This is a genomic window from Acinetobacter soli, assembly GCF_000760595.1.
GTDB classification, from domain to species: Bacteria; Pseudomonadota; Gammaproteobacteria; order Pseudomonadales; family Moraxellaceae; genus Acinetobacter; species Acinetobacter soli.
The window spans coordinates 1-26,105 of sequence record NZ_BBNM01000003.1 but is presented as its reverse complement, the minus strand read 5'-3'; the positions used below and the strand labels follow the sequence as shown (position 1 = coordinate 26,105).

The window sequence follows — 26,105 nt, the reverse complement described above, 5'->3', positions numbered from 1 at the left end:
TGCGGAGACTACTTATGAACACTTCAGTATTTTCACAGTTTTTGCTGCACATTGGCGACAGTCATTTAATTTTATCTCATCGCTTGTCTGAGTGGTGTGGTCATGCACCCGAACTAGAGCTTGATATTGCACTTGCCAATATTGGTCTAGATTTATTGGGTCAGGCACGTACTGTATTGAGTCTGGCGGGAGAAATTGAAGGACAAGGACGCGATGAAGACCGTCTGGCTTATTTTCGTCATGAGCGAGAGTATCGCAACTTATTGCTGACCGAGCAACCGAATGGCGATTTTGGGCAAACCATCGTCAGACAATGGTTGATGGATCATTATCATGCACTGCTTTTTCGTGCCTTAAGTGAGAGTAAGCATGAAGGGCTTGCAGCATTTGCAGTCAAGTCACTCAAAGAGGTGAATTATCATCTGCGTTTTTCAAGCACATGGATGGAGCGCTTGAGTCTGGGTACAACAACTGCACATGAGAAAATCCAACTTGGACTCGCACAGCTTTGGCGCTTTACCGATGAGCTTTTTGATCTGACCCCAGAAGAACATTCACTGGTCGAGGCAGAAATCATTCCAGATCTTGCACCGCTAAAACATATCTGGCAAACACGCGTAACCGAAGAGTTTACACGTTTGGGCTTACACATACCTGAATTGGGTGCGTATCGTCGTGGTGCCAAGCAGGGCTTGCATACCGAGCATCTGGGTTATGTACTGGCAGAAATGCAATATATGCAGCGTAGTTATCCAAATATGGTGTGGTAAAACAGCCATATACAGGAGGTATGACGTGAAACAGATTCGATTACTCAACGATACTTGCTGGGACATATTGTCGCAGATTTCAGATCCAGAGATTCCAGTGCTTTCAATTACCGATTTAGGCATGATCCGGGGCGTTGAAATCAATAATCAAGACGAGATTATCATTAAGCTCACGCCAACCTATAGTGGTTGCCCAGCAACGGATTTACTCAAGGCTGAGATATTATCGGCATTTGAGCAGCAGGGTTTATTACCGGCGCAGGTGGTGATCGATCTGAGTCAAGCATGGACGACAGATTGGATGACAGATACAGGCAAGCGCAAGCTTAAAGCTTACGGCATTGCACCGCCACAAGGTGATGCTCACCAGTGTGGCACGCATGTCGCTTTGCAAGATGGCATCGAGTGTCCACATTGCCACAGCCGTCACACCAGATTAGTCAGTGAATTTGGTTCAACCGCATGCAAGGCGTTATACAAATGTCAAAGCTGCCTTGAGCCTTTTGATTACTTTAAATGTATCTGACGCTTAAACAAACAATAAAAAATAGTGTCACGCTAAAAAGGAATTTTGATATGAACCCGTTTATTCCGCTCACCATTAAAGCAATACAGCATCCAACCGAGCAATCGATTTGTATTTCCTTTGATTTGCAAGATGATCAAAAGCACGCATTTGATTATATGCCGGGCCAGCATTTAACGATTCGCCATCAAAGTGAGCAAGGTGAACTGCGCCGTTGTTATTCGATTTGCAGTGATCATGATGAAGATTTGAGTATTGCCATCAAAAAAATTGATCAGGGGCAATTCTCGACTTGGGCCAATGAACATTTGCATGTGGGGGACATACTCGATGTAATGCCACCACAAGGCATTTTTTTTCAAAAAGCCGCAAAAGCGGGTGGTCGTCACTTTTTATGCATCGCGGCTGGTAGTGGAATCACACCAATTTTATCTATTATCAAATCGGTGTTGAAGCATCAACCTGATGCGTTTGTCACCTTGATTTATGGCAATCGATCTTGGAAACAGACCATGTTTTCAGAGCAAATTATGGATTTGAAAGATGCATTTAAAGGTCGTATGCAACTGATCAATGTATTCTCAAGAGAGTTCAATGACAGCGAGATTTTTAATGGTCGTATCGATGCTGTTAAGCTACAGCAATTGGCCACTGCCGGATTGATTCCACGCGATGCCGATCACTGTTTTGCCTGTGGCCCTGAAACTATGCTCGATTCGATTGAGACCTATTTGCCTCAACTGGGTATCGCGTCAGAAAAAATTCATACTGAACGCTTTAATACGGGCACATCCGCGTCTTTGTCTCGTGAGCAGATCGAACAGCGCAGCGAAGAAAGCGTCAATATTATATTAGATGGTCGTGAGCTAATGATTGAGGTGAGCAAAGAAGATGACAGTATTTTAGATGCAGCTTTGCGTGCTGGAGCCGATTTGCCTTATGCGTGCAAAGGCGGCGTATGTGCAACCTGCAAATGCAAGGTGCTCAGCGGTGAGGTGGAAATGACACTTAACTACAGTCTGGAACCAGAGGAAATTGCAAAAGGGTATGTATTGAGCTGTCAGGCACGGCCAATCAGCGCAAATGTCAGAATGAGTTTTGATGAATAAATCGCTTAGGTTTGCTTAAAAGCATGCCTGATGCCCTGAATAAAAGACCGGATGAAACAAGAATCAGAAAATTGGAGAGTAAAATGGAATTTCAAACCATAATTGTGCAAGAACACAATGCGGTGGGTTATCTCACCTTAAACCGACCACAGCAACTCAACAGCTTTAACGAAATCATGCATCATGAAGTATCAAAAGTGATGCAGCAATGGACCACTAATCCTCAGATTCGCGCCGTGGTAATCACAGGATCTGGCCGAGGATTTTGTGCCGGACAAGACCTCAATGATCGCGTGGTCGATCCAGATGCCGATGCGCCCGATCTAGGTTTATCGATTGAAAAATATTACAACCCGCTGATTCAGTGCATTACCGAAATGCCAAAACCAGTGATTTGTGCGGTAAATGGTGTGGCTGCGGGTGCAGGTGCCAATATCGCGTTGGCATGTGATATTGTGGTTGCGGCTGAATCTGCCACCTTTATACAAGCATTTTGTCGCTTGGGACTGGTACCAGATTCAGGTGGCACATGGTTTTTACCTCGTTTGGTTGGTCGAGCACAAGCCATGGGACTGGCAATGCTGGGCGATAAAGTGACGGCACAACGTGCGCTTGAACTCGGCATGATCTGGCAGGTCGTACCCGATGATCAATTACAGCAGACCACCACAGATCTGGCTGAGCATTTGGCCAAGCAACCGACGTATGGTTTGTCGCTGATTAAAAAAGCAATCCATGCCTCGGCGCATAACCCACTTGAAACACAGCTACTTTTGGAGCGTGATTATCAACGCCTTGCAGGTCGCTCAAATGATTACCGCGAGGGCGTGCAGGCGTTTATGCAAAAACGTGTGCCGCAGTATTCTGGCTGCTAGTAAATTGTAAAGCTTTGCACATGCAACAATGAATGAAAAACACGATACTGTAGCCCAAATGACATTCCATAACGATGAAATGGTCTGAATCAAAATGTACGAGTTTCGGTTTGTGCTTATATTTTTTGGCTATAACCTAATACCAATGACGATTGAATTGATCACAACAACTCGCATGATCGAGATAAATAGCAGTCAGGATGACTGAGGAGCCAGACGGTGAATAAGAATGCATTAGATGCGATTGAAACAGCCTCAATCGATGAATTGCGCAGTGTACAGTTTGAGCGTATGCAAAAAACATTGCGTCACGCCTACCAAAACAGTCCAGCGTACCAAAAAAAGTTTGATGAAGCAGGCGTACATCCCGACGATTTTAAACAACTGGAAGATTTGGCAAAATTTCCATTTACTACAAAAAAAGATCTGCGTGACAATTATCCGTTTGGAATGTTTGCGGTGCCACAAGAACAAATTGTGCGTGTGCATGCCTCTTCAGGTACAACGGGGCAACCCACTGTGGTTGGTTACACCCAGCAAGATATTCATTTATGGGCAGATGTCGTGGCACGTTCTTTGCGCGCTGCCGGATTGACTGCAAAGGATGTGATACAGGTTTCCTACGGCTATGGCCTGTTTACAGGTGGGCTAGGTGCTCATTATGGTGCTGAGCGTTTAGGCGCTACCGTCATCCCGATGTCGGGAGGTCAAACCGAACGTCAGGTACAATTGATTCAAGATTTTAAGCCAACTGCACTTATGGTGACGCCATCTTATTGCCTGAATATTATTGAAGGGCTTGAAAAGCAAATGGGCAATGCCAGAGCGTGCTCAATCAAGACGGGCATATTTGGAGCAGAGCCGTGGACCAATGAAATGCGCCATGAAATCGAACAGCGCTTGGGTATTGATGCACTCGATATCTACGGATTGTCTGAGGTGATGGGTCCTGGTGTGGCAATGGAATGTCTGGAAAGTAAAGATGGACCAACCATTTGGGAAGATCATTTTTATCCGGAAATTATACATCCAGAAACAGGTGAGGTTTTGCCAGATGGCGAATTAGGTGAGCTGGTCTTTACCACGATTACCAAAGAGGGAATGCCGGTGATTCGTTACCGTACGCGTGATTTGACCCGTCTTTTACCCGGTACAGCACGCACAATGCGCCGAATGGATAAAATTATTGGGCGCAGTGACGATATGATGATTATTCGTGGTGTAAATGTGTTTCCATCACAAATTGAGGAACAGATTTTACATATTCCGCAATTGGTGCCAAATTATCAGATCCAGATTTGTAAACATGGTCACTTGGATACCTTGCATATTCGTGCTGAAATGCGAAGTGAGCTTAGTGACGCGTTGGCGCCCCAACTGTGCGTACAATTGCAAAACCGGATCAAAACCATGGTGGGAATTTCAGTAAAAGTCGAGATTTTATGTGAGGGAAGTTTACCTCGCTCCGAAGGCAAGGCTCAGCGTGTGTTCGATACCCGAAAATCGGCGTAATTCAATCAAAATGATCCGTCACGGGATGGATCATTTTTTTCTAAACAAGGTGTAAGCAAACGAAATGAATCAGAAATTAAAACAAATTATCGATGAATTCGTTCAGAAAGAAGCTTTAAGTGTCACCTCACTGATCATGACTATTTTTGGTGATTGTATTTTTCACCGTGGAGGAATGATCAGTCTGGCCAGTTTGATACAGCTCATTGAAACCTTGGGCGTAAATGAACGTTCTGTTCGTACCGCCGTATTTCGTCTGGTCAAAAATGGTTGGCTGGTTTCCGAGAAAGTTGGTCGTACCAGCTATTATCGAATTACTGAAAGTAGCCGTCAGCGCTTTATCAATGCAGACCAAAAAATTTATAGCCTGAGCCACCATGAATGGGATCAGCAATGGGATTTGGTTCTGCTCAGTTCGGTAGAAATTGAAAATAAAATTCAACTAAAAAAAGAGCTGGAGTGGTTGGGTTTTGCCAATATTGCGACAAATCTGATGGCTTATCCAGGGTGTGATCATTTAAAACTGCAAAGTTTACTCATGAATTTGAGCATGACCGATCAGGTGGTCATTTTTAAAGCGCAAACACTTAAATTGTGGCAAGAATCGAACCAAACTGTAAAACGTATGGTCGAAAGTAATTGGCCAGTTCAGGAGTTACATCAGCGCTATGGAAAGTTTATTGGTGATTTTCGTGAGCTACTCGGTATCATTGAAAATGAAGATGCATTAGATCCATTGCAGGCGTTTCAAATCCGTATTTTATTGATTCACCAATATCGCCGTATTTTACTGAAAGATCCAAATTTACCATTTGAGCTACTGCCGTCTCACTGGCTATCACTCAATGCACGTAACCTGACTGGCAACTTATACCAACTCGTGTTTCATGAGGCAGAAAGCTTCTTTTTGCATACTGCACGCACATCAGAAGGGGCGATGCCGTCAGCGCATCCGCAGTTTTATAAGCGCTTTGGTGGACTGGTTCTGGAAAAAAATGAGCCTGTTGCCTAAGTGTAATGGCTGTTTCAGGTAATGGAGCAAAGTGATGCCGTGTTATTCAATTGATGGTGTAATTCCTGTGATTAGTCCGCATGCCTATGTGCATCCTACTGCGGTATTGATTGGGGATGTGATTATTGAAGACGGCGTGTATGTTGGGCCGCTTGCTTCACTGCGTGCCGACTTTGGTCGCATTCATGTACAGGCCAATGCCAACATCCAAGATGCGTGCGTGATTCATGGTTTTCCAAACAGTATTACCCAAGTTGCAGAGCGCGCGCATGTGGGTCATGGTGCGATATTACATGGTTGTACATTGCACCATAATGTTTTAATTGGTATGCACAGCGTCATTCTTGACGGGGCTGTTATTGGGGAAAATACAATTGTTGGCGCACACAGTTTGGTAAAGGCAAAGATGCAAGTACCTGCGAATGTGATGCTGGTAGGTAGCCCAGCCAAGGTCATTCGAGAATTAACTGAGGCAGAAAAAAACTGGAAACAGCAGGGAACACAAACTTACATCGAGTTAGCACAGCGCTGCTTACACAGCATGCAGGAAGTGCAGCCGCACGCACAAATACATTCACATCGACGCGATTATCGCGATTTTTTTTCGCAACATGTCACAAAACATGAATATTTGACTAGGCAGCCTTGATCTCTAATCGAGAGTTCTGAGTTGAGTGAAATTCAGCCATTTGAAGGTGTTCTGAGCGAATCCTTGATTTTAAAAATATTTTTACATTAGCAATAAATTAAGCGCAGATTCTGTTTGATTGAAAAAAATGACAATAAAAATTTATCATCATAAAAGCGTCATAAAGTTGTCACTTAATTGTCATATTATCTGCTCAGAATGCAGTTAACCAAAGTACAACACTTAAATAAAGAAAGCGTTGTCATTAAATTGCACAAATGAGAGAAAACAGAATGCGCTTAAATCCACGTCACATCGCCATCGCATTAGCAGTATCTGGGGCAACTTTAGCGACAGCTGCAAATGCAGCCCGCGACACGATTCAGATTGCAGGATCTTCTACCGTATTGCCATATGCAAGTATTGTGGCAGAAGAATTTGGTAATACATTCCCTCAATTTAAAACGCCTGTAGTAGGCTCAGGCGGTACTTCAGGCGGCTTAAAGCAGTTTTGTCAAGGCGTGGGCGACAACACCATTGATATCGCAAATGCATCTCGTAAAATTAAAGATACTGAGTTGGCAGCATGTAAAAAATCTGGCGTAAATCAAGTCCAAGAAATCAAAATTGGTTACGACGGTATCGTGTTTGCATCGAATTCATCTAAACCAGCTTACAAACTGAAACCAGCTTTTGTTTTCGCTGCATTGGCAGAAAAACTCCCGTCGAATGGTCAGTTGGTTCCAAACCCGTATACACGTTGGAATCAAATTGACAAATCGCTTCCAAACGAACCGATTACTTTAGTCATTCCAGCGTCTAACCACGGTACACGTGAAGTGTTCCAAGAAAAAATGGTTGAAGCAGGCTGTGAATCATACGAATATTTCAAAAAGTTAGATAAAGACGACCAGAAGAAAGCATGTTCGGCATTCCGTAAAGACGGGCGTGTGATCGAAATTTCAGGCGACTACACAGAAACACTTGCGCGCCTTAAAACATCACCAAGTGCGGTGGGTGTATTTGGTTTAGGTTTCTACGATCAAAATCGTGACAAGCTACGTGTTGCAACTGTAAATAACGTGGCACCATCTGAAAAGACCATTTTGAATGGCAGCTACCCAGTTTCTCGTCCGTTGTTCTTCTATGTAAAAGGTGAACACTTAAAATCAATCAAAGGTTTACCACAATACGTTGAGTTCTTTATCAACAAGAAAACCTCGGGTAAAGGTTCTAAACTTGAGAAAGCGGGTTTGATTTCAATGTCTGATTCAGAGCGGGCAAAAGTCTTGGCAGACTTTAAAGCGGGTAAATCAGTTAAGTAATTTGTTTAACATTGGAAAGCTGATGGTGATTCAACAACACCATCAGCTTTTTTCTAGCAAAGTTTTTTCAAAGAATCAAAATTGAAAAAACGGTGGAGATTACATGAATCTGCTATTGATTGGCGTGCTATTGGCTTTGATTGCTATAGCTTATCAAATCGGGTTATCTAAAAGCCGTAGCCTAGCAGGTAAGGGAAATAATTCCGCGTTATTGCACTCACGCCCGGGTTATTACGGTGCGTTGGTGGCGTTATGGTGTGGTATCCCTGCGTTTTTAATTTTAATTGTTTGGAATATTGCTGAACCGCATTTTTTAAAACAAATTGTACTCAATCAGGTGCCTGCTTCCATTTATGCAGGTATAGATCAAGCCAGTGTTGAAGTGCTGCTCAATCGTGTAAAAGCCATTGCATCAGGTTTTGGAGTAACCGATCAGCCTGCCGCATATGAGCTTGCTGCAGCGCAGCAACTGGCAAAATTCCAGACCATTGGCTCTTATGCCAAGCTGGCTGTGGTGTTGTGTGCTGCTATTGCAGGCCTTCTTTTTGCCAAGAAACGCATCGGTCAAAGCTACCGTGCGCGAAACAAAGTCGAGCGTGTGATTAACATTACCTTGGCGCTGTGTTCAGGTGTGGCGATTTTAACCACTTTGGGCATTGTGATGTCGATGTTTAGTGAGGCATTGCGCTTTTTCAGTTTTGTTAGTCCCTTTGATTTCTTCTTTGGTACCGAATGGAATCCGGGCTTTAGCACATCAGGGAATGCCGAAGGGAGTTATGGCCTGTTGCCTTTACTCTGGGGCACCCTCATGGTGAGTGGTATTGCACTATTGGTGTCTGTTCCGCTAGGCCTGATGATTGCGATTTACTTATCTGAGTATGCATCTTCAACGCTGCGCTCATGGGCAAAACCAACCATCGAGATTCTGGCTGGTATTCCCACCATTGTATATGGTGTGTTTGCACTGATGGTGATTGGGCCGTTCTTTAAAGAAGCAGGTGAAATGATTGGTCTTAATATCACCGCAACCAGCGCACTTACAGCCGGTTTCGTTATGGGTATCATGATCATTCCGTTTGTTTCTTCACTTTCAGATGACATTATTACCCAAGTTCCTCGCGCACTTCGTGATGGCTCTTTAGGTTTGGGTGCAACCAAATCGGAAACCATCCGTCAGGTGGTCTTGCCAGCTGCACTACCCGGTATTATTGGTGCATTTTTGCTCGCGGCATCTCGTGCGATTGGTGAAACCATGATTGTGGTATTGGCCGCAGGTAACAGCCCGCTATTGCATATCAATCCGCTTGAAGCTGTATCGACCGTTACGGTGACGATTGTGAATCAGCTCACTGGTGATACCGACTTTGCAAGTCCACAGGCTTTGGTGGCTTTTGCCCTTGGTTTAACCCTTTTTGTGATCACGCTTGGTCTCAACATTATTGCACTCTACATCGTGCGTAAATATCGTGAGCAATACGAATGAGTCTATCCAATACATCTACACCAGTGGATCAGAATGCATTTGATCCACAAGTTGCCGCCGAATTACGTGCGAAGCGCAAAAGTAAAATTCAAAAGTCGCTGGCAAAACGTCATCGCAAAGAAAAGTCGTTTCGTATATTCGGCTTATCCGCAGTGGTCATTGGTTTGCTGTTTGTTGCTTTATTATTCGGCAGTATTTTGGCCAAAGGCTTACCTGCATTTTGGCAAACCAGCGTGACTGTTCCTGTTTATTTCGACCCGACGATTATCAATGCTGGCCCTAAGCCTACTCAAGCAGCAGGTGAGACCCCAGCGCACTTTCAGGAACGCTATATCGATTGGCAAACCAAAATGGGCATGGTCGATTGGGATGCACTCATCGTAAACGGCATGATTGCTAAAGATCCAGCTTTGGCTGCCAAACGTGATGATCTCACCAGTTTATATACCAGTTCGGAAGCCTATCGTTTACGCGATATGGTATTTCAAGATCCGTCATTAGTGGGTAAGCGCGAAGAGATCAAGTTCTTGGCCGATGCCAACATTGATGTCTGGCTGACAGGTAAAATTGACCGTTCTTTACCAGACGATCAACAACAGCTCAGCCCGGAAGTTCGACAGCTGGCCGATCAGCTTGAAGCAAAAGGCATTTTGTCACATACCTTTAATACCAGTTTGTTTACCAACCCAGACTCGCGTAGCTCTCCTGCAACGAGTGGTTTAGCTGGTGCATTCATGGGCTCGTTGTTCATGATGCTGATCGTGATTTTTATCTCTATCCCGATTGGTGTGGCCAGTGCGATTTATCTGGAAGAGTTTGCTAAACAAAATATCTTAACTGACACCATCGAAGTCAATATCAATAACTTAGCGGCGGTACCTTCAATCGTATTTGGTTTGCTCGGGGCTGCCATCTTTATTAACTGGATGCATCTACCACTTTCTGCGCCGCTGGTTGGGGGCTTGGTACTGAGTTTAATGACTTTGCCGACAGTGATTATTACCACGCGTGCATCTTTAAAAGCGGTACCGCCTTCGATTCGTCAGGCTGCACTTGGTCTAGGTGCATCAAAAGTACAAACCGTTTTTCATCATGTTTTACCATTGGCGCTTCCTGGTATTTTAACCGGTGCCATCATTGGTGTGGCACAGGCTTTAGGTGAAACAGCACCACTGTTATTGATCGGGATGAGTGCTTTCGTTGCGAGTGTACCGACTTCTCCACTGGATCAATCTACTGCGCTTCCAGTCCAGATTTTCTTGTGGCAGGGCAACGAGCTGCGCAATTTCTTCGAAGGCCGAACCGCCGCTGCGATTATTGTGTTGCTGGTGATGATGATTGGCTTAAACAGCCTTGCCATTTGGTTACGTAAAAAGTTTGAAGTGCGTTGGTAATTGAGGAACAGATCATGAATACTATGAATACAACCCGTCCCGTAGAAAAGGATACGACAGTGACCTCAGAACAAATGCAGTCTACTGGTACAGATACACCACAAAAACGTCATGGTTCATTTGTGTCAATCGATCCGAACACATCACCTAAAAAAGACGTAAACAAAACCATTAAGATCAGCACCAGCGATGTGCATGTATATTATGGCGAAAGTGAAGCCATTAAAGGGATCGATCTGGAAGTTTACGAAAACGAAGTGATTGCCTTTATCGGACCATCGGGCTGTGGTAAATCGACCTTTTTGCGTACCTTAAACCGCATGAATGACACGATTGATAGTTGCCGAGTGACAGGTAAAGTGTTGCTCGACAACCAAGACATTTATGATCCAAATCTGGATGTTGTGTTGCTTCGTGCTCAAGTGGGCATGGTGTTCCAAAAGCCAAACCCATTTCCAAAATCTATTTTTGAAAATGTTGCATATGGCCCGAAGCTTCACGGTTTGGCGCGCGATAAATACGACCTTGAAGAAATTGTTGAAAATAGCTTGCATAAAGCAGGTTTGTGGGATGAAGTGAAAGATCGTCTGAATCAGCCGGGTACTGGTCTTTCGGGTGGTCAGCAACAGCGTTTATGTATTGCACGAACCATTGCGGTAAGTCCAGATGTGATTTTAATGGATGAGCCATGTTCGGCACTAGATCCGATTGCAACGGCAAAAATTGAAGAACTGATTTCAGAGCTTTCGCATCAGTACACTATCGCCATTGTTACCCACTCGATGCAGCAGGCGGCACGTGTTTCAGATCGTACGGCGTACTTCCATTTGGGTGATTTGATCGAAGTGAACTCAACTGAAAAAGTCTTCACGCAGCCAGATCATCAATTGACAGAGGCTTACATTACCGGACGCTTCGGTTGATGAAACGTATAGGAGAAGGCCTTCGGGCCTTTTTTTATGCCTAAAAATAGGGCGTAAACTTGACTGTTTTCAAAATAGATATTGAATTTTCTAAAGAATGTCCTCATCTTTATCTAAATAATGTGCAATTAGAGAATGGCCGAACTATGTTATTTCATTTACCTAAATTACCAGCCGAATTACGTGTCACACATTTAAATGCACGTGTAAATGAACAACGAAAAAAGATTGCACAAACCACTGCATCTAAACTTGAGCTGTTACAGCTCACACAACAACTTGCCAAAGAAGCCAAAGCACGTAAGAAAAAGAACCAGAAAGTGTATGTACTCGATTTTAAAGGTGATGTACAAGCTTCTGCTGTTGAGCAGCTTCGTGAAGAAATTACGCTCATTCTGGCGACTGCAAAATCTGGTAAAGATCGTGTGGTACTGCGTTTAGAAAGCCCGGGTGGCATGGTGCATGGTTATGGTCTGGCAGCTGCGCAGTTGGTACGTTTGCGTGATGCGGGCTTTCATCTGACCATCGTGGTCGATAAAGTTGCGGCGAGTGGCGGCTACATGATGGCGTGTATTGCGAGTGAAATTATTTCTGCGCCTTTTGCCATTTTAGGCTCGATTGGTGTGGTGGCTCAGGTGCCAAATTTCAATCGATTACTCAAAGAACATAATGTAGATTTTGAGCTGTATACTGCCGGTGAATATAAACGTACCGTGACCATGTTTGGTGAAAACACCCCTGAAGGGAAAGCCAAATTCGAGCAAGAACTTCAACAAACCCATGCATTATTTAAGCATTTTGTAGAAAAGTATCGTCCACAGCTCAATGTTGAAAAAGTTGCAACGGGTGAGCATTGGTATGGTCAAGATGCTCTTGATCTGAATCTGGTCGACAAGCTGCAAACCTCAGATGAATATTTACTGAGCTTGTTGCCGCAGCATGATGTTTTCGTGATTACAACACGTAAAAAACCAACACTTGGTGAAAAATTAGGTCTTCAAGCTGCCCAGATTGCAGATACACTGATTCCTGCTGTAGTGTCCAAACTTACTGACACCTTGATCAAAGCCAATGGTCATTTGGTACAGCTACGCGATCCTAAGCTTTAATCTTGCGCATAATTTTTTTTAAAAAAACGCGTAGTAACTCACGAACGCAATAAAAAAAGCGGAATTTAAATTCCGCTTTTTTTATGACTAGAAGACCAACTTAGAGTTTGGCAATGAGGTCATGAATTTGTTTTGCTTGATCTGCTGCATTACCGGTATAGCTTGCTGGCGTCATTTCAGCCAAACGTGCACGATCTTCACTCGGTACTTGAGTCAATTCATCACCATTGACGAAGTTCACCATCATATCGCGTGTCATGGCTTGACCGCGTGTTAAAGCTTTTAGCTTTTCATATGGTTTTTCAACGTTGTAACGGCGCATTACAGTCTGAATTGGCTCAGCCAATACTTCCTGTGCTTGATCTAGATCTTCAGCAAGACGAGCAGCGTTGAGTTCAAGTTTACCAATACCTTTTAAGCAAGCTTCAAAAGCAATTAGACTTTGAGCAAAACCGACACCCATATTACGCAATACGGTTGAATCGGTCAGGTCACGCTGCCAGCGTGACACTGGAAGTTTCTCGCCCAAATGTGCCAGTACCGCATTGGCAATACCAAGGTTACCTTCTGAGTTTTCAAAGTCAATCGGATTGACCTTGTGTGGCATGGTTGAAGAACCTACTTCGCCATCTTTAAGCTTTTGCTTGAAATAACCCAACGAAATGTAACCCCAAACGTCGCGGTTAAAATCGATCAAGATGGTGTTGTAACGACGTAGCGCATCAAACAATTCGGCCATGTAATCGTGTGGCTCGATTTGCGTGGTGTACGGGTTGAAGTTCAAGCCTAAAGATTCAACAAATGCTTGCGCATGCGCAGCCCAGTCAATCGATGGATAAGCCGACAAGTGTGCATTGTAGTTACCGACCGCGCCATTGATTTTGCCAAGCAGTTCAACATTTTCAAATTGTTTAATCTGACGTGCCAAACGGTAAGCCACGTTTGCCATTTCTTTACCAAGCGTGGTTGGGCTGGCAGTCTGGCCATGTGTACGAGACAACATTGGCTGTTCGGCATGCGTGGTTGCAAGCGCAGCAATTGCATTTAAGATGTCTTTCATGCTCGCCACAAGTACATCACGACCATTTTTAAGCATTAAAGCATGTGACAAGTTATTGATGTCTTCAGAAGTACATGCAAAGTGAATGAATTCACCTGCATTTTTGAGTTCATCGATATTTGCAATTTTTTCTTTCAAGAAATACTCAACTGCTTTCACATCGTGGTTGGTGGTGCGTTCGATTTCTTTAATGCGGTTCGCATCATCTTCAGAAAAATCTGCAACGATTGCGTCGAGTGCTGCATTGGTTTGAGCTGAAAAAGGAGCAATCTCAATGATTTCGGCGTGGTTCGCAAGTGCTTGTAACCAGCGAACTTCAACTGTCACACGAGCATGAATCAAACCAAATTCAGAAAGAAAAGGGCGCAAAGCATCACATTTGCTGGCATAACGTCCGTCTAATGGAGAGAGGGCAGTTAAAGCGTTCATAGAGATTCCTTAAACAGGGAATTGACGTAAAACGAAAATCGCAGCAGCATCAGATCTAGACCATTTGATACTGTAAGCGAGCGAGAGTTTGAATATCTTGAAGCAATTTACGTTTGCTAAAAATCATGTTCCATGAACTACCACCGAGCTGGCGCCACAGATGTGCAAGTTGCAAGCCGGTAAACAAGCAGGCACGAATGCGATTGGTATGATTGGCATCTTTAAATGCTTCTGCATTACCGCGTACCAAAATCCGCGGGTTAATCTGACCTGCGGTATCGACATAGGCTTGGGCAAGATTTGCAATAATGCTGGAGTGTAAGTAGTTATGATCAAAAAAAGACAATTGCTTGAGAATTTTTTGCTGTGATTTTTCAATAATTGCCACATATTCGGGATTGCTATACACCTTTTTTTCAAGATGAAGCAGCGCCATGGCATACGACATAGGCAGCTTGGCGCTTGGCATTTTGGGGATTTTTGTTTTTGGCGTGGGACTAAATGGTTGGTTGATACTGCTTTCAAGCGTTTTGAGGCCAAGAGCGATATCGCCGAGTTGATTGAAAAAGTCCAGTGTTTGTGTTGAGGAGTTCACCGCAGGTCGGATATTTAGGCTGGCTTTAATGAGTTGCTCAAAATAAAAATTCCCGCTTTCCCCAATACTTTGCTGTCCGGTCATGGCGGTCATATGAGTCAGCTGGGTGGCTTGAAAGACACCCGCCAACGCTAATGCACGGTTCTGACGAACATTCAATGATTGAGGCTGTTGAAAAGGGGTATCAACCATGCCTAAGATCCCTTTATATAAAATCAGGTTTTGGGGCGTTGGTATTGAGGATTACACCACCACCCAAACAAATTTCATCCGAATAAAAAACAACACTTTGACCCGGTGTAACGGCGCGTTGCGGTTGGTCAAACTCAACTCTTATACGGTTTTCGTTGTGTTCATCACGGTAAATTGTACACGCTTGATCTGGCTGACGGTAGCGAGTTTTTGCAGTACATCGGAAACCTGTAGCAGGAATTTCCTGTTCACCCGCCACCCAATCAATATTTTCACTCCAAAGTGCGGTACTTTGCATCAAAGGATGTTCATGACCTTGACCAACCACCAAACGGTTGTTTTCCAAGTCTTTGTGCAATACAAACCAAGCACCTTCGCTTGCGCCTTTCATGCCACCCAAGCCAATACCACCACGCTGACCCAGCGTATAGTACATCAAGCCATGATGTTCACCAACGTCTTTACCATTATCGAGTACAATTTTACCCGGCTGAGCTGGCAGATATTGCTTTAAGAAGTCATTGAATCGGCGTTCACCAATAAAGCAGATACCCGTCGAATCTTTTTTCTTGGCAGTGGCTAAATCCAACTGTTCAGCGATCTTGCGAACTTCAGGCTTTTCGATTTCACCTACTGGGAACAAAGTTTTATTAATTTCGCGACCATGTACAGCATGCAAGAAGTAGGTCTGATCTTTATTGTTGTCTACACCACGCAATAACGGTGCATACGTTTCACCACGTGAGTTTTGCATACTTGAACCACGACGCGCATAGTGGCCTGTTGCAATAAAATCTGCGCCGAGTGTCATGGCGTGATCTAAAAATGCTCGAAACTTGATTTCTTTATTGCACAAAATATCCGGGTTAGGCGTACGCCCAGCAGCATATTCTGCTAAAAAGTGTTCAAATACGCGGTCCCAATATTCCATTGCAAAATTTGCAGTATGTAGCTTGATCCCAATTTTGTCGGCCACAGCCTGAGCATCAGCCAAATCTTCTAGTGCTGTGCAATACTCGGTTCCATCATCTTCTTCCCAGTTTTTCATGAAAAGACCTTCAACCTGATAACCCTGTTGAAGTAAAAGTGCAGCAGAAACAGATGAATCTACACCACCAGACATACCGACGATGACACGTTGTTGCATAGGACTAGGCATCCAATTGAGAAGTGAGGGGAGAAGCGAAAGGATGCTCATATACGAGCGATAAAGGATATTTCTTTCCAGCCAAGGCATCTTGAATGGCTTTTAAAACCAGCGGGCTTCGAGCACGTGCCGAAACTTCAAGCTCATCTGGCGTCATCCAGACTGCAGCGACGATATCGGTGTCGAGTTGTGCTTCTGTATCGACATCTAGCACATGCGCCAAAAAACAAAATCGATAATAGGTGTGATCTGGAAACATAGGCGGCGTATAGCTGTAAATGCCAAGTAAATGGTCGATTGCCACGCGATGCGCTGTTTCTTCAAAAGTCTCACGAATCGCAGCATCAATGAGCGTTTCGCCAGCTTCGACATGGCCTGCGGGCTGGTTAAACACGGTATGTACGAAGCCTTCGCTGTGTTCTTCAACCAATAAGAATCGGCCATTTTTTTCGACAACAGTGGCAACGGTGACATGAGGTGTCCAAGCAGTCATAAACAGCACCATGATTTTAAAACGCATATTCTACAAAATTTGCACCTTTGTGGCTAGGCTATAACGCGGTGCAGTGAGCCATTAAGGTAAAAAGCACGCAAAACTCACATTCAAGGTGCATTAAAAATAGTGTTAAAGCAATCTTTTAAGTCTAAATATAGAATCTCCAGCATTTGCTAAGACCTTTAGAATGACTATAGAGTAATGCAAAAACATGAAGGAGTAGACAGATTTAATTTCTATTAATGTTTCAAGTATGATCAAAATGTGATTTTATAATGAAGCCCCTAAGGATTAGGGTATAAATTAAAATAACTGGAATAATATCATGCAAAAAATATTGAAAAAACGGATGCTTGCACTTTCATGCTTATCGGTATTCATGCTGGCGGCTTGTAATGATGATGACAGTTCATCTGGTAGCGTGGGTTCATCTACATATGTATCAGAATCGGCTTACGCAAAGGATTCACTAGGTGAAGCCGCTTCAATCACGGTCATGACGTATAAAATGCAAAGCGTCAGAAATGTCGCTGTCAATGCAACCGCAATGATTTTATTCCCGAAAACTGCGCAGCCGGCAGATGGCTATCGCGTTGTGGTCTGGGAACACGGAACCTTAGGTGTGGGCGATAGCTGTGCACCTACCAATAATCTACTTGGGCCACGCTTTAAAGATCCATTGGCTAAAAGTCTTTTGGCTGCAGGGTACGTGATTGTGGCACCAGATTATGAAGGACTTGGAACGCCAGGAATACATCCTTATTTGCATCTTGAAAGTGAAGCACGTTCTGCAATTTCGGCTGTTAAGGCAGCACAGGAACATTATGGCAGCAAGCTTAATAAACAATGGATGTCGATTGGTCAGTCACAAGGTGGCCAGGCATCATTGGGAACAGCTGAATTTGCTAATAATGACGCTAACTTTAAGGGCGCTGTGGCAGGCGCACCTGCATCGAGTTTGGGTCAGATTATTTTTAGTGTTGCACCAGCTGCACTTGCGGCTGCCGAACAAAAAGAATTAGATGCCGGTGCAAGTTTGGCCTATCGTGCAGAAAATGGCTCTATTGGGGCTTATGCAACTTTACTGACCTATGCTGCATTTGCAGCAGTCGGAATTAAGGCATCCGATCCAAGTTTTAACTACAGAGAAATCTTTAGTGATACGCGCTCACAACTGATTGCTGAAATGGCAGAAGGAAGTACGGGTGAAAACGGATTGTGTCTTGACAGTACAGATCCGGTGAATGCGCCACAAGACAGTCTACGCTATCGATTTGCTCAAGATATTGTTAAGTTTTTAAGTGACAATCCAAGTAAAAAGCTTCTGGATTATCCTGGATTAAATCAGCAGAAATTTGAAGCCAGTGCGCAAATCAAATCATTCTTGGCGGCAAGTCAGCCGGGCACAAAAAAGATTGATAAACCGATCATGATTATTCAGGGAACCGCAGATATGAGTGTGCCGTATCCTGTTACGCTCGCGCTCTATAACGCGATGAAAGCACAGGGAACTAATGTGCAGTTACTCACCGTACCAGGTGCTACACATACCCAAGCGATCGTCGATAAAAACGCCGATGCAGTGAATTTTATTCAGACTTATATGCCGGCTCGTCCTTAAGCAAACATCCCCCCAAGATTTTAAGCGCCAATCTTGGGGGGATAGCTTAGGTTTCTAATTGATTTAAATAGTTATTTTTAACCTTCACATAATGCTGTGCCGAATAAGGCAAAAATGCTTTTTCTTTTTCGGTTAATGGACGCACTTGAACCACAGGGCTACCCACATATAAATAACCACTTTCAAGTCGTTTGCGTGGTGGAACCAAGCTTCCTGCACCAATCATGACATCATCTTCAATCATCGCGTCATCTAAAATCACGGTATTGATTCCAACCAAAACACGATTTCCGATGGTACAGCCATGCAAGGTTACATGGTGGCCAATGGTAACGTCTTCACCAATGATTAGAGGGGAACCATTTGGCTTGGTCTCATTTTTATGGCTTACGTGCAGCATGCAGTGATCTTGTACATTACTGTTGCGACCAATCCGAATCTGATTTACATCGCCCCGAATCACAGCAAATGGCCAGACCGACGCATGTTCAGCCAGTTGAACATCACCAATCACAACCGACATTTCATCGACGTAACAGCTTGAGTCGATTTTAGGTTGATGTTCGAGATAAGGACGTATATTTTTTTTCATTAGTGATCAATATCGTTAAGTTTTATACAGTATAAAAGAAAAAAGGCATTCATGTTTAAAACAAGAATGCCTTCATTTTTATTACAACCAATTAAAACAGGTTGCTAAAAAACTGCTTGATATGGTCGATCAAACGCGAGAAAAAGCCCGCTTCTTCGACTGGTTTTAGTGCCACCAATGGTTTTTCTGCAATCACTTTACCATCAAGTGTTGCAACCAATTTGCCCACAACCTGACCTTTTTGTAGCGGTGCATTCAATTTTGGTTGTACAACCAATTGGGTTTTAATGTTGTCTGCCTGACCTTTTGGCATGGTGACATTGAAGTTTTCTGCCAAACCAATCTGCACTTCATTTTCTTTACCAAACCATACTTTGGCCTTGGCAAGCACTTGATTTGCAGGTTGAACGTTTACCGTTTCAAAGTTTGAAAAGCCCCATGCTAAAAGGGTACGGGTTTGGTTGGCACGCTCATTAACACTGTTGGTTCCGAAAATAACTGAAATCAAGCGCATTGGCCCACGTTTACTCGATGTGGTGAGGCAGTAACCTGCTTCCGAGGTGTGTCCAGTTTTTAAACCGTCTACGCTAGGGTCGGTGTATAGCAATGCATTACGGTTACCTTGCTTAATACCGTTAAAGGTGAATTCTTTTTCTGAATAAATTGGGTAGTACTTTGAACTGTCTTTAATGATGTGCTGTGCAAGCAGTGCCATATCTTTGGCAGATGAATAATGGCCCTCTGCCGGCAAGCCAGTCGAGTTCATAAAGTGGGTATTCACCATACCTAAACGTTTGGCTTCTTGGTTCATCATGTGGGCAAATGTACCTTCATTGCCTGCCACATGCTCTGCCATGGCTTTAGAAGCATCATTACCCGATTGCACAATAATACCACGCAACATTTCAAGGACTGTTGCCGTGCCATTTAAGGGTACATACATACACGATTCTGAACTACTTCCGCGGCACCATGCAGATTCATTCATACGAACCTGTTCGCCTTCGGTTAATTCTCCTTTTAAAAGCTTCTGCTCAATGATGTAACTGGTCATCATTTTGGTCATTGAAGCCGGTGCAAGATGCTCATTTTCATTTTTAGATGCAAGAATTTGACCGGTTTCATAATCCATCAGGACATAGGATTTGTTATTTAATTCTGGTGGTGTGGATAACACAGTTGCTGCATAGGAAAATGAGGGTAAAAGAACGAGTGCAGCAAGGGCGCTTTTTAGAGTCATTTCTAGTTGGTCCAATATCTTGAGTAAAGCAGAAGAGCCTAGCATTTTAGGATAAAGCAAAGCCGACTTCTACGGGAAAGTCGGCTTATTTCACACAGTATTGTAAATACGATTAAATTATGACTTATATGCTTTTACATCTTCGCAAACAGCACGATTTTGCTCATCACCAGCCTTTTTGGCATCAGCACGCGCTTCTTTTAAAAACTTCTGGAAATTTTTTTGTTTGCTGAGTTTTTCTAATGCCTCATCTGGATTACTTTCGTTTGGCATATAGTCTTTCACCAAACGTGAGTAGCCGGTTTCAAATGCAGCTTTGTCTTGTGCAACCAATTTTGGGCAAATTTCATGCAGTACACGGATTGCTGCGAGCTCTTCTTGCGTAATGCCTTCTTGCGGTGTCACTTCAATATTTTCAGACATATCTTTCGCATCGGCAGCGTGAACCACGGGTAATAGGGCACTCGATACAACAAGCAAAGCGGAGGAAATACGTAAAGCAATCGATTTTTTCATTGTTGACCTAAATCACATCTAAAATACAGTAATTTCACTAGAGTACCGTGATCTGAAAAGAATAAAAGTCAAAAATGTATACTTGATGTTGGTTTATCGAAAAATCATACAGATGAAAAGAGTACATAATCATCTTAAAAATCAGCATGATTTTTGCGCAGTGCATCGCTTTGGGGCTTGAATATTGATAAGAACATGGCGATATAATCGGAGCCTTGTTTTCGTTGATTAGATAGAGTCTGCTTGAAGTGAATATTTTAATAGCCAATGACGACGGTGTGTTTGCTCCCGGAATTCAAGCATTAGCCAAAGCATTACGTCCGCTGGGGCGGGTGGTCATCGTGGCACCAGAAAGTGAGCGCAGTGGCTACTCGAGTGCCTTAACGCTTGATCGACCACTGCGTCCGATTCAAATTGCACAAGATGTCTGGGCGGTCAACGGTACTCCTGCCGACTGTGTATATCTGTCAATGAACGGCTTGTTTGATTTTGAGTTTGATCTGGTCGTGAGCGGAATTAACAGCGGCGCCAATTTAGGTGACGATGTACTGTACTCGGGTACGGTGGGTGCTGCATTTGAAGGACGCTTGATGAAGCAGCCAGCGATTGCGGTATCTCTGGCAGGCAGTAATGTGCGTTCTTATGAAAATATCAACGAATATGCCGTTGCTGCACAATGGGTTCATGACTTTATTAAAAAAGGACTGCCAAATTTACCGGCACGTCATATTCTCAATATCAATATTCCAGACGTGCCTGAGCTAAAAGGCGAAAAAGTCACCTATCAGGGGTTACGTGGTCAAGCCAAGCCAATTACCAGTCATGTCGATCCGCGTGGACGTCAGGTCTATTGGATTGGTCTTGCTGGGGAAGCTGTTACAGATCCAAGAAAAACGCCGTCGCATATCCAGTCAGATTTCTTTGCAGTCGCCAATGGTTATGTCAGCATTACCCCGATTCAGATGGATGCAACCAATTATAATATTTTAGAAGACTTACAAACATATATAGGCTAGAGCTATAACTGACCGCGCTGTAAGTGTTGTAACTTTGTGAAAAAAAGGTGAAGAGACTCGTTTCTTCATCCTTTTTTGGTAATCTTAGTGCAACGATTTGTTAGTGTTGCTTGATTCGAGAGGGAGATAAATGCAATTGCTTCGACAACAACGGGATTTTAATGCTTCGGCCCATACTTTCATCAAAACAATAATGTTGTCTGCTGCGGTTGCTGGTACACTTGCAATCACCGGATGTGCCTCAAAACCTCAGATAAATCAGCAAGTTCGATATACGAGTGCGCCAGATTACTATACGGTGCGTTCAGGTGATACATTAAGCGGGATTGCCGCACGCTATGGTTTAAATTATTTAAATGTGGCAGAGCTCAATGATATTGCACCGCCATATCGCATTTATGTAAACCAATCTTTACGTTTGAAAGGCTCCGCAAGCCGTCGCTCTGTGACTACTCAGCCAATGGTTCAATCTGCACCTATTCAACGCCAGAGTATTAATTTACCGACCACAACGGCGCAAACCACTCCACCAAGAACCACCACGCCTGTAAATACTGTACCAGCGCCAGTTGTTCCTGTTTCGCCTGTACCAAGTACTTTGCGCTGGATGAAACCATCGAATGGTCCAGTCATTCAAAGCTTTAATTTGGCAAGTAATATCAAAGGGATACGCTATGGTGGAAACCAAGGTGATCCAGTCTTCGCAGCAGCAAACGGTCAGGTGGTATATGCGGCAGATGGCTTGAAAGAATATGGAAACTTGGTGCTTGTTAAACATGTCGATGGCTATATTACAGCGTATGCACATAACAGCAAGATGCTCGTAAAAAGCGGAGATAATGTAACGGCCGGTCAAAAAATTGCTGAAATGGGTTCTTCAGGTACAAACCGCGTGATGCTTGAGTTTCAGGTGCGTTTAGATGGTAAACCGATTAATCCTGCCAACATTATCCCAATTAACTAATAGGAATTATGAATTAGATAATGCAAAGCATAGATTTCTCCGTATAATACAACGAGTTGCTTTTATCATATTTAGATAAGGAGCATCTCATAAGTTCAGAGGGAAATTTATGTTAGATCAACTTCGAGCAATGGGAGTATTTGCTTGTGTTGTAGAGAAAAGTTCGTTCAGTGGTGCAGCCCGAAATTTAGGTATCACCACCAGTGCCGTCAGTCAGCAAATTCGGTCACTAGAGCAAGAGATGGATGTTACACTGCTACATCGCTCTACCCGAAAGTTAAGCTTAACTGAGGCTGGACAAGCTTTTTTCCACAGTTGTCAAGAAATGCTCGCTGCTGCAGAGCGTGGAAAAATTCGGATCAACGAATTAAGGGATGATTTAATCGGGGATCTTCGCATTGCGACGACACCAGAGTTAGGTGCATTCCACGTGATTCCTGCATTGTCACATTGGATGTCTGCTCATCGCGGATTGTCCGTTCATTTTGAAGCTGATCATCGGTATATAGATCTTATTGAAGGGCGGATTGATATAGCCATTCGGATGAGCCAACGTATAGACGATCAGAGTTTAAATGCCATTCCGATGGCGCGTGTCGATCAAGTATTGGTCGCCTCGCCAAGTTATTTAAATCAATCGGCTCCAATTTCGCGCCCAGAAGATTTGGCGAATCATGATCTCATTCCAATTAATCTGATGAATGGTTATCAAGATTTTTCGTTTCAACACGCATCAAGTGGTGAACGCGTCGATCTTCAGATGAAAAATCGTTTGCAAACAAATAACGTATTTATCGCCAAAGCGCTATGCCAGCAAGGCCACGGCGTTGCCAGAATATTGTATTTGGATGTTCAAAAAGAATTGATCAATGGCTCGCTGGTCGAGGTCTTACCGGATTGGAACCTTCCTGCATTTAATTTGTATGCACTGACTCAAAAGCGCGAACAGCAACCGATGAAAATTCATCGTTGTCTAGATGCTCTCAAACAATATTTTGGCCAGCTTCCAGGCGGTCGTAATTTGTTAGAAGCATGCTAAGCGCAGAATAAAAAAAGCCGCTGATGCGGCTTTTTTTGATTGATTTCATTTAGGCCTTGATAAAATCTGTAATGGCCGGCACTAAGCGCGCCAAAAGGTCATCGGCTTGTTTAAATGTCATATTCAGTGGAGGGAGTAAACGGACTACGTTTCCTGCGGTCACATTGACAATCAGCTTATAATTGTCACGTGCACTATGCACGATATCTGCACATGGCATAGGTAATTCAATACCAATCATCATACCGAAGCCACGCACCTGAACTGAAAACTCTCCGAGACGTTCGCGTAACTGTTCAACAATATAACTGCCCACTTTTTCCGCATTTTCAATGACATTCTCTTTTTGAATGGTATCAATTACGGTGTAAACCACTCGTGAACCCAGCACTGTTCCACCATATGTCGAACCATGGCTACCTGGCCCAAGCAGACCAACAGCTTTGCCTTGCGTCATCACAGCACCCACCGGAAAACCATTGCCTAAGCCTTTAGCGGTTGTCAGAACATCGGGAATAATATTGGTGTGCTGGTAAGCAAAGTACTTTCCTGTACGGCCGTTTCCAGTTTGAATCTCGTCTAACATCATCAGCCAATTGTGTTGATTACACAATGCACGCACTTCTTCAAGATAGCTAAAACCTTGAGGTGCAGTATTAATACCGCCTTCGCCCTGAATCGGTTCAATTAAAATAGCCACGATATCAGGATGATGAAGTGCAGCTTCTTGAATCGCTTCAACATCACCAAAAGGAACGCGTATAAAGCCTTCTACCAATGGATAAAAGCCTTCTTGTACTTTACTGTTGCCAGTTGCAGATAAAGTGGCGAGGGTACGGCCATGAAAAGATTTTTCAGCCACAATAATTTTAGGCTGGCGAATCCCTTGCTGTGCGCCAAACTTACGCGCAATCTTGATTGCGCCTTCGTTGGACTCGGCACCACTGTTTGAAAAGAAAATTTCGTGCATGCCTGAAACTTCAGCCAGCTTTTGTGCTGCTGCCGTTTGCCATGGAATTTCAAAGATATTACTGGTATGTACCAACGTCGCGGCCTGTTCGGCGATCGCCTCGGCAATGACAGGGTGTGCATGACCCAGTCCACAGACCGCAATCCCGGTTAAGGCATCTAGATACTCGGTTCCATCTTCCGTATAAAGATAAGATCCTCGGCCTCGCACAAAACTGATCGCTTGGCGGCCATAGGTTGCCATCAAATGAGTGGGTTGATCAGGTTGTACAGGGGCGAGGGTGATGTGATTCATATCGTACTCTTATCTGTGAAAAGAAGTGAATTAAAAAAGGTATATAAGCAAAAACTCTTCAGGAAAGAAAGTATAAAACGAAAATTAAGCAAGAAATCTTAGGATCAGGCACACGGATTGTATACTTTTAGGTATAATGCCCTGAGAATAGTTGAGGATTTATCTATGACTGAACAAGCGCGTGATACAGAAGCGTTAATTCGTGATCAAATTGCTAAACATGCAGTGTTACTTTACATGAAAGGTACGCCACAATTTCCACAGTGTGGTTTTTCTGCGCGTGCAGTTGAAGCGCTGAGTCAAATTGGGCGACCATTTGCTTATGTCAATATTCTCGAAAATCCAGATATTCGTGCAACATTGCCGGGCATTGCAAACTGGCCGACATTCCCTCAATTATGGGTCAATGGCGAACTTGTTGGTGGCAGCGACATCATGCTCGAAATGTTCCAAAATGGTGAGTTAAAGCCATTAATCGAGCAGCATAGTCCAGCTCCAGAAGCATAATGCTGATATAAAAAATCCCACATTATTGTGGGATTTTTTTGTTTTTATTTACTGTCTTCTTTCACATCTTTCGCTGCTTTCTCGACATGTGCAGCGGCATCATGAGTCGCATCACGTGTTGCAGCTTCAGTTTTTTGAGCTGCATTTTCAGTTGAAGCAGCTGCTTTATCGGCAGCAGCATCGATTTTAGCCGCAGCGTTGTCTGTAGCCGATTCAATTTTTTGAGCTGCGTTGTGTGAAGCATCTTTAATATCGTGGCCTGCTTGATTTGCTGCATTTTCCAAATGTTGGCCTGTTGTTGCGCCTGTCTCAGGGGCTTTTTCTTTACTACAACCCACCAGTGCCACAGCGGCCGCCAAGCTTGCAATCATCATCAGTTTTTTCATTGTATATTTCCTTTTTGTGAGGCATCCGATTGATATCGAAGTTAATTCATTATGCTAAAAATTATGCTATCTACTGATTTAAATTTGTAATTAAAATGTTTAAAAATGCAATAAAAAAAAAGGCTTATCCATCGGGGAAGATAAGCCTTATAAAAAGGTAAAACTACACTTGCGTTAAAAAATTAACCATTGCGAATAATATAATCGAAGGCAGACAATGCCGCTTTTGCCCCTTCACCTGTTGCAATAATGATCTGCTTGTACGGTACCGTGGTACAGTCACCTGCAGCAAATACACCCTTCACATTGGTTTCGTTACGCTCATCAATGATGATCTCACCGCGTGTATTTAAATCCACTGTGCCTTTTAAGAAA

General features: G+C 43.6%; 27 protein-coding genes. 17 read left to right on the top strand and 10 right to left on the bottom strand.

Translation table 11 applies throughout. The features are described from left to right. Positions 1-14: 14 nt before the first annotated feature. From paaC to sohB, 12 genes are all read left to right on the top strand, one after another. Entirely contained in the window at positions 15-770 is a 756-nt protein-coding gene (paaC, locus tag Aso01_RS04605; RefSeq protein WP_004936452.1) for a 1,2-phenylacetyl-CoA epoxidase subunit PaaC, read from the top strand. A 25-nt stretch (positions 771-795) separates the two neighbouring features. Next, the gene (gene paaD / locus Aso01_RS04600) at positions 796-1,296 is read left to right on the top strand and encodes a 1,2-phenylacetyl-CoA epoxidase subunit PaaD (protein ID WP_004936456.1); all 501 of its coding nucleotides are present in this window, start codon (positions 796-798) and stop codon (positions 1,294-1,296) included. A 50-nt stretch (positions 1,297-1,346) separates the two neighbouring features. Next, positions 1,347-2,405 (top strand): 2Fe-2S iron-sulfur cluster-binding protein, encoded by a 1,059-nt coding sequence (locus Aso01_RS04595; protein WP_004936460.1) that lies wholly within the window; start codon positions 1,347-1,349, stop codon positions 2,403-2,405. Positions 2,406-2,488: 83 nt separating this feature from the next. Continuing rightward, a complete protein-coding gene (paaG, locus tag Aso01_RS04590) occupies positions 2,489-3,280 on the top strand; it encodes a 2-(1,2-epoxy-1,2-dihydrophenyl)acetyl-CoA isomerase PaaG (protein ID WP_004936463.1) in 792 nt (263 codons plus the stop codon). Between the two features lie 219 nt (positions 3,281-3,499). Continuing rightward, positions 3,500-4,792, top strand: a complete 1,293-nt coding sequence (gene paaK, locus Aso01_RS04585) for a phenylacetate--CoA ligase PaaK (protein WP_004936465.1) — start codon at positions 3,500-3,502, stop codon at positions 4,790-4,792. Between the two features lie 64 nt (positions 4,793-4,856). Continuing rightward, positions 4,857-5,804: a phenylacetic acid degradation operon negative regulatory protein PaaX gene (paaX, locus tag Aso01_RS04580; RefSeq protein WP_004936468.1), complete on the top strand. Its 948-nt coding sequence runs from the start codon at positions 4,857-4,859 to the stop codon at positions 5,802-5,804. 34 nt (positions 5,805-5,838) lie between these two features. Then, the gene (locus Aso01_RS04575) at positions 5,839-6,453 is read left to right on the top strand and encodes a gamma carbonic anhydrase family protein (RefSeq protein ID WP_004936470.1); all 615 of its coding nucleotides are present in this window, start codon (positions 5,839-5,841) and stop codon (positions 6,451-6,453) included. Between the two features lie 272 nt (positions 6,454-6,725). Further along, positions 6,726-7,757 carry a substrate-binding domain-containing protein gene (locus Aso01_RS04570; protein WP_004936473.1) on the top strand — a complete coding sequence of 344 codons (1,032 nt, stop codon included), beginning with the start codon at positions 6,726-6,728 and terminating at the stop codon, positions 7,755-7,757. A gap of 103 nt (positions 7,758-7,860) precedes the next feature. Beyond that, on the top strand, positions 7,861-9,240 hold the full coding sequence (gene pstC, locus Aso01_RS04565; RefSeq protein WP_004936476.1) for a phosphate ABC transporter permease subunit PstC: 1,380 nt from the start codon (positions 7,861-7,863) through the stop codon (positions 9,238-9,240). Then, the gene (gene pstA / locus Aso01_RS04560; protein WP_004936478.1) at positions 9,237-10,634 is read left to right on the top strand and encodes a phosphate ABC transporter permease PstA; all 1,398 of its coding nucleotides are present in this window, start codon (positions 9,237-9,239) and stop codon (positions 10,632-10,634) included. The genes pstC and pstA overlap by 4 nt, the downstream gene beginning before the upstream one ends. A 14-nt stretch (positions 10,635-10,648) precedes the next feature. Then, positions 10,649-11,557 carry a phosphate ABC transporter ATP-binding protein PstB gene (pstB, locus tag Aso01_RS04555; protein WP_004936484.1) on the top strand — a complete coding sequence of 303 codons (909 nt, stop codon included), beginning with the start codon at positions 10,649-10,651 and terminating at the stop codon, positions 11,555-11,557. A 146-nt stretch (positions 11,558-11,703) separates the two neighbouring features. Next, a complete protein-coding gene (sohB, locus tag Aso01_RS04550; protein WP_004936485.1) occupies positions 11,704-12,666 on the top strand; it encodes a protease SohB in 963 nt (320 codons plus the stop codon). Between the two features lie 100 nt (positions 12,667-12,766). Here sohB and purB read toward each other — a convergent pair whose 3' ends face one another. From purB to Aso01_RS04530, 4 genes are read right to left on the bottom strand one after another with little or no spacing between them, the layout of a single operon-like run. Then, positions 12,767-14,155, bottom strand: coding sequence for an adenylosuccinate lyase (gene purB / locus Aso01_RS04545; RefSeq protein ID WP_004936488.1), 1,389 nt, complete (start codon positions 14,153-14,155; stop codon positions 12,767-12,769). A gap of 55 nt (positions 14,156-14,210) precedes the next feature. Continuing rightward, positions 14,211-14,942, bottom strand: coding sequence for a high frequency lysogenization protein HflD (gene hflD / locus Aso01_RS04540; RefSeq protein WP_004936491.1), 732 nt, complete (start codon positions 14,940-14,942; stop codon positions 14,211-14,213). Positions 14,943-14,955: 13 nt separating this feature from the next. Continuing rightward, positions 14,956-16,089 (bottom strand): tRNA 2-thiouridine(34) synthase MnmA, encoded by a 1,134-nt coding sequence (gene mnmA / locus Aso01_RS04535; RefSeq protein ID WP_004936496.1) that lies wholly within the window; start codon positions 16,087-16,089, stop codon positions 14,956-14,958. A 4-nt stretch (positions 16,090-16,093) separates the two neighbouring features. Continuing rightward, complete coding sequence (locus Aso01_RS04530) at positions 16,094-16,582, bottom strand: NUDIX hydrolase (protein WP_039910037.1); 489 nt, start codon at positions 16,580-16,582, stop codon at positions 16,094-16,096. 340 nt (positions 16,583-16,922) lie between these two features. On the opposite strand from Aso01_RS04530, the gene Aso01_RS04525 reads away from it, so the two are divergent. Continuing rightward, the gene (locus tag Aso01_RS04525; protein WP_228127992.1) at positions 16,923-18,206 is read left to right on the top strand and encodes an alpha/beta hydrolase; all 1,284 of its coding nucleotides are present in this window, start codon (positions 16,923-16,925) and stop codon (positions 18,204-18,206) included. A 46-nt stretch (positions 18,207-18,252) separates the two neighbouring features. Here Aso01_RS04525 and Aso01_RS04520 read toward each other — a convergent pair whose 3' ends face one another. The 3 genes from Aso01_RS04520 to Aso01_RS04510 all read right to left on the bottom strand — a co-directional run bounded on the left by Aso01_RS04520 (position 18,253) and on the right by Aso01_RS04510 (position 20,554). Then, the gene (locus tag Aso01_RS04520) at positions 18,253-18,798 is read right to left on the bottom strand and encodes a gamma carbonic anhydrase family protein (RefSeq protein WP_004936505.1); all 546 of its coding nucleotides are present in this window, start codon (positions 18,796-18,798) and stop codon (positions 18,253-18,255) included. 91 nt (positions 18,799-18,889) lie between these two features. After that, a complete protein-coding gene (gene dacC / locus Aso01_RS04515; RefSeq protein ID WP_004936509.1) occupies positions 18,890-20,038 on the bottom strand; it encodes a D-alanyl-D-alanine carboxypeptidase PBP5/6 in 1,149 nt (382 codons plus the stop codon). Positions 20,039-20,155: 117 nt separating this feature from the next. After that, on the bottom strand, positions 20,156-20,554 hold the full coding sequence (locus Aso01_RS04510; protein ID WP_004936512.1) for an MCR_0457 family protein: 399 nt from the start codon (positions 20,552-20,554) through the stop codon (positions 20,156-20,158). 248 nt (positions 20,555-20,802) lie between these two features. On the opposite strand from Aso01_RS04510, the gene surE reads away from it, so the two are divergent. The 3 genes from surE (at position 20,803) to Aso01_RS04495 (ending at position 23,573) form a co-directional block, all read left to right on the top strand. Further along, positions 20,803-21,570: a 5'/3'-nucleotidase SurE gene (surE, locus tag Aso01_RS04505; RefSeq protein WP_004936515.1), complete on the top strand. Its 768-nt coding sequence runs from the start codon at positions 20,803-20,805 to the stop codon at positions 21,568-21,570. 130 nt (positions 21,571-21,700) lie between these two features. After that, the gene (locus Aso01_RS04500; protein WP_004936518.1) at positions 21,701-22,534 is read left to right on the top strand and encodes a peptidoglycan DD-metalloendopeptidase family protein; all 834 of its coding nucleotides are present in this window, start codon (positions 21,701-21,703) and stop codon (positions 22,532-22,534) included. Between the two features lie 109 nt (positions 22,535-22,643). Next, on the top strand, positions 22,644-23,573 hold the full coding sequence (locus Aso01_RS04495; RefSeq protein WP_004936521.1) for a LysR family transcriptional regulator: 930 nt from the start codon (positions 22,644-22,646) through the stop codon (positions 23,571-23,573). Between the two features lie 49 nt (positions 23,574-23,622). Here the strand turns inward: Aso01_RS04495 and Aso01_RS04490 are convergent, their stop codons facing one another. Next, positions 23,623-24,837 (bottom strand): aspartate aminotransferase family protein, encoded by a 1,215-nt coding sequence (locus Aso01_RS04490; protein ID WP_004936527.1) that lies wholly within the window; start codon positions 24,835-24,837, stop codon positions 23,623-23,625. A gap of 165 nt (positions 24,838-25,002) precedes the next feature. Here Aso01_RS04490 and grxD point away from each other — a divergent pair, with 165 nt between their 5' ends. Then, positions 25,003-25,344, top strand: coding sequence for a Grx4 family monothiol glutaredoxin (gene grxD / locus Aso01_RS04485; RefSeq protein WP_004936530.1), 342 nt, complete (start codon positions 25,003-25,005; stop codon positions 25,342-25,344). A gap of 44 nt (positions 25,345-25,388) precedes the next feature. On the opposite strand, the gene Aso01_RS04480 is transcribed toward grxD, so the two are convergent. Continuing rightward, positions 25,389-25,730 (bottom strand): hypothetical protein, encoded by a 342-nt coding sequence (locus tag Aso01_RS04480; protein ID WP_004936532.1) that lies wholly within the window; start codon positions 25,728-25,730, stop codon positions 25,389-25,391. Between the two features lie 182 nt (positions 25,731-25,912). Continuing rightward, positions 25,913-26,105: FAD-dependent oxidoreductase (locus Aso01_RS04475; protein ID WP_042065201.1), on the bottom strand; the 193-nt coding region annotated here is incomplete at its 5' end.

What these genes read in the sequence shown, in the direction of transcription:
- paaC (WP_004936452.1), top strand. Translation starts at nt 15, where the DNA reads ATGAACACTTCAGTATTTTCACAGTTTTTGCTGCACATTGGCGACAGT.
- Aso01_RS04595 (WP_004936460.1), top strand. Translation starts at nt 1,347, where the DNA reads ATGAACCCGTTTATTCCGCTCACCATTAAAGCAATACAGCATCCAACC.
- paaG (WP_004936463.1), top strand. Translation starts at nt 2,489, where the DNA reads ATGGAATTTCAAACCATAATTGTGCAAGAACACAATGCGGTGGGTTAT.
- paaX (WP_004936468.1), top strand. Translation starts at nt 4,857, where the DNA reads ATGAATCAGAAATTAAAACAAATTATCGATGAATTCGTTCAGAAAGAA.
- Aso01_RS04575 (WP_004936470.1), top strand. Translation starts at nt 5,839, where the DNA reads ATGCCGTGTTATTCAATTGATGGTGTAATTCCTGTGATTAGTCCGCAT.
- Aso01_RS04570 (WP_004936473.1), top strand. Translation starts at nt 6,726, where the DNA reads ATGCGCTTAAATCCACGTCACATCGCCATCGCATTAGCAGTATCTGGG.
- pstC (WP_004936476.1), top strand. Translation starts at nt 7,861, where the DNA reads ATGAATCTGCTATTGATTGGCGTGCTATTGGCTTTGATTGCTATAGCT.
- pstA (WP_004936478.1), top strand. Translation starts at nt 9,237, where the DNA reads ATGAGTCTATCCAATACATCTACACCAGTGGATCAGAATGCATTTGAT.
- pstB (WP_004936484.1), top strand. Translation starts at nt 10,649, where the DNA reads ATGAATACTATGAATACAACCCGTCCCGTAGAAAAGGATACGACAGTG.
- sohB (WP_004936485.1), top strand. Translation starts at nt 11,704, where the DNA reads ATGTTATTTCATTTACCTAAATTACCAGCCGAATTACGTGTCACACAT.
- purB (WP_004936488.1), bottom strand. Translation starts at nt 14,155, where the DNA reads ATGAACGCTTTAACTGCCCTCTCTCCATTAGACGGACGTTATGCCAGC.
- hflD (WP_004936491.1), bottom strand. Translation starts at nt 14,942, where the DNA reads ATGGTTGATACCCCTTTTCAACAGCCTCAATCATTGAATGTTCGTCAG.
- mnmA (WP_004936496.1), bottom strand. Translation starts at nt 16,089, where the DNA reads ATGCAACAACGTGTCATCGTCGGTATGTCTGGTGGTGTAGATTCATCT.
- Aso01_RS04530 (WP_039910037.1), bottom strand. Translation starts at nt 16,582, where the DNA reads ATGACTGCTTGGACACCTCATGTCACCGTTGCCACTGTTGTCGAAAAA.
- Aso01_RS04520 (WP_004936505.1), bottom strand. Translation starts at nt 18,798, where the DNA reads ATGAAAAAAAATATACGTCCTTATCTCGAACATCAACCTAAAATCGAC.
- dacC (WP_004936509.1), bottom strand. Translation starts at nt 20,038, where the DNA reads ATGACTCTAAAAAGCGCCCTTGCTGCACTCGTTCTTTTACCCTCATTT.
- Aso01_RS04510 (WP_004936512.1), bottom strand. Translation starts at nt 20,554, where the DNA reads ATGAAAAAATCGATTGCTTTACGTATTTCCTCCGCTTTGCTTGTTGTA.
- Aso01_RS04500 (WP_004936518.1), top strand. Translation starts at nt 21,701, where the DNA reads ATGCAATTGCTTCGACAACAACGGGATTTTAATGCTTCGGCCCATACT.
- Aso01_RS04495 (WP_004936521.1), top strand. Translation starts at nt 22,644, where the DNA reads ATGTTAGATCAACTTCGAGCAATGGGAGTATTTGCTTGTGTTGTAGAG.
- Aso01_RS04490 (WP_004936527.1), bottom strand. Translation starts at nt 24,837, where the DNA reads ATGAATCACATCACCCTCGCCCCTGTACAACCTGATCAACCCACTCAT.
- grxD (WP_004936530.1), top strand. Translation starts at nt 25,003, where the DNA reads ATGACTGAACAAGCGCGTGATACAGAAGCGTTAATTCGTGATCAAATT.
- Aso01_RS04480 (WP_004936532.1), bottom strand. Translation starts at nt 25,730, where the DNA reads ATGAAAAAACTGATGATGATTGCAAGCTTGGCGGCCGCTGTGGCACTG.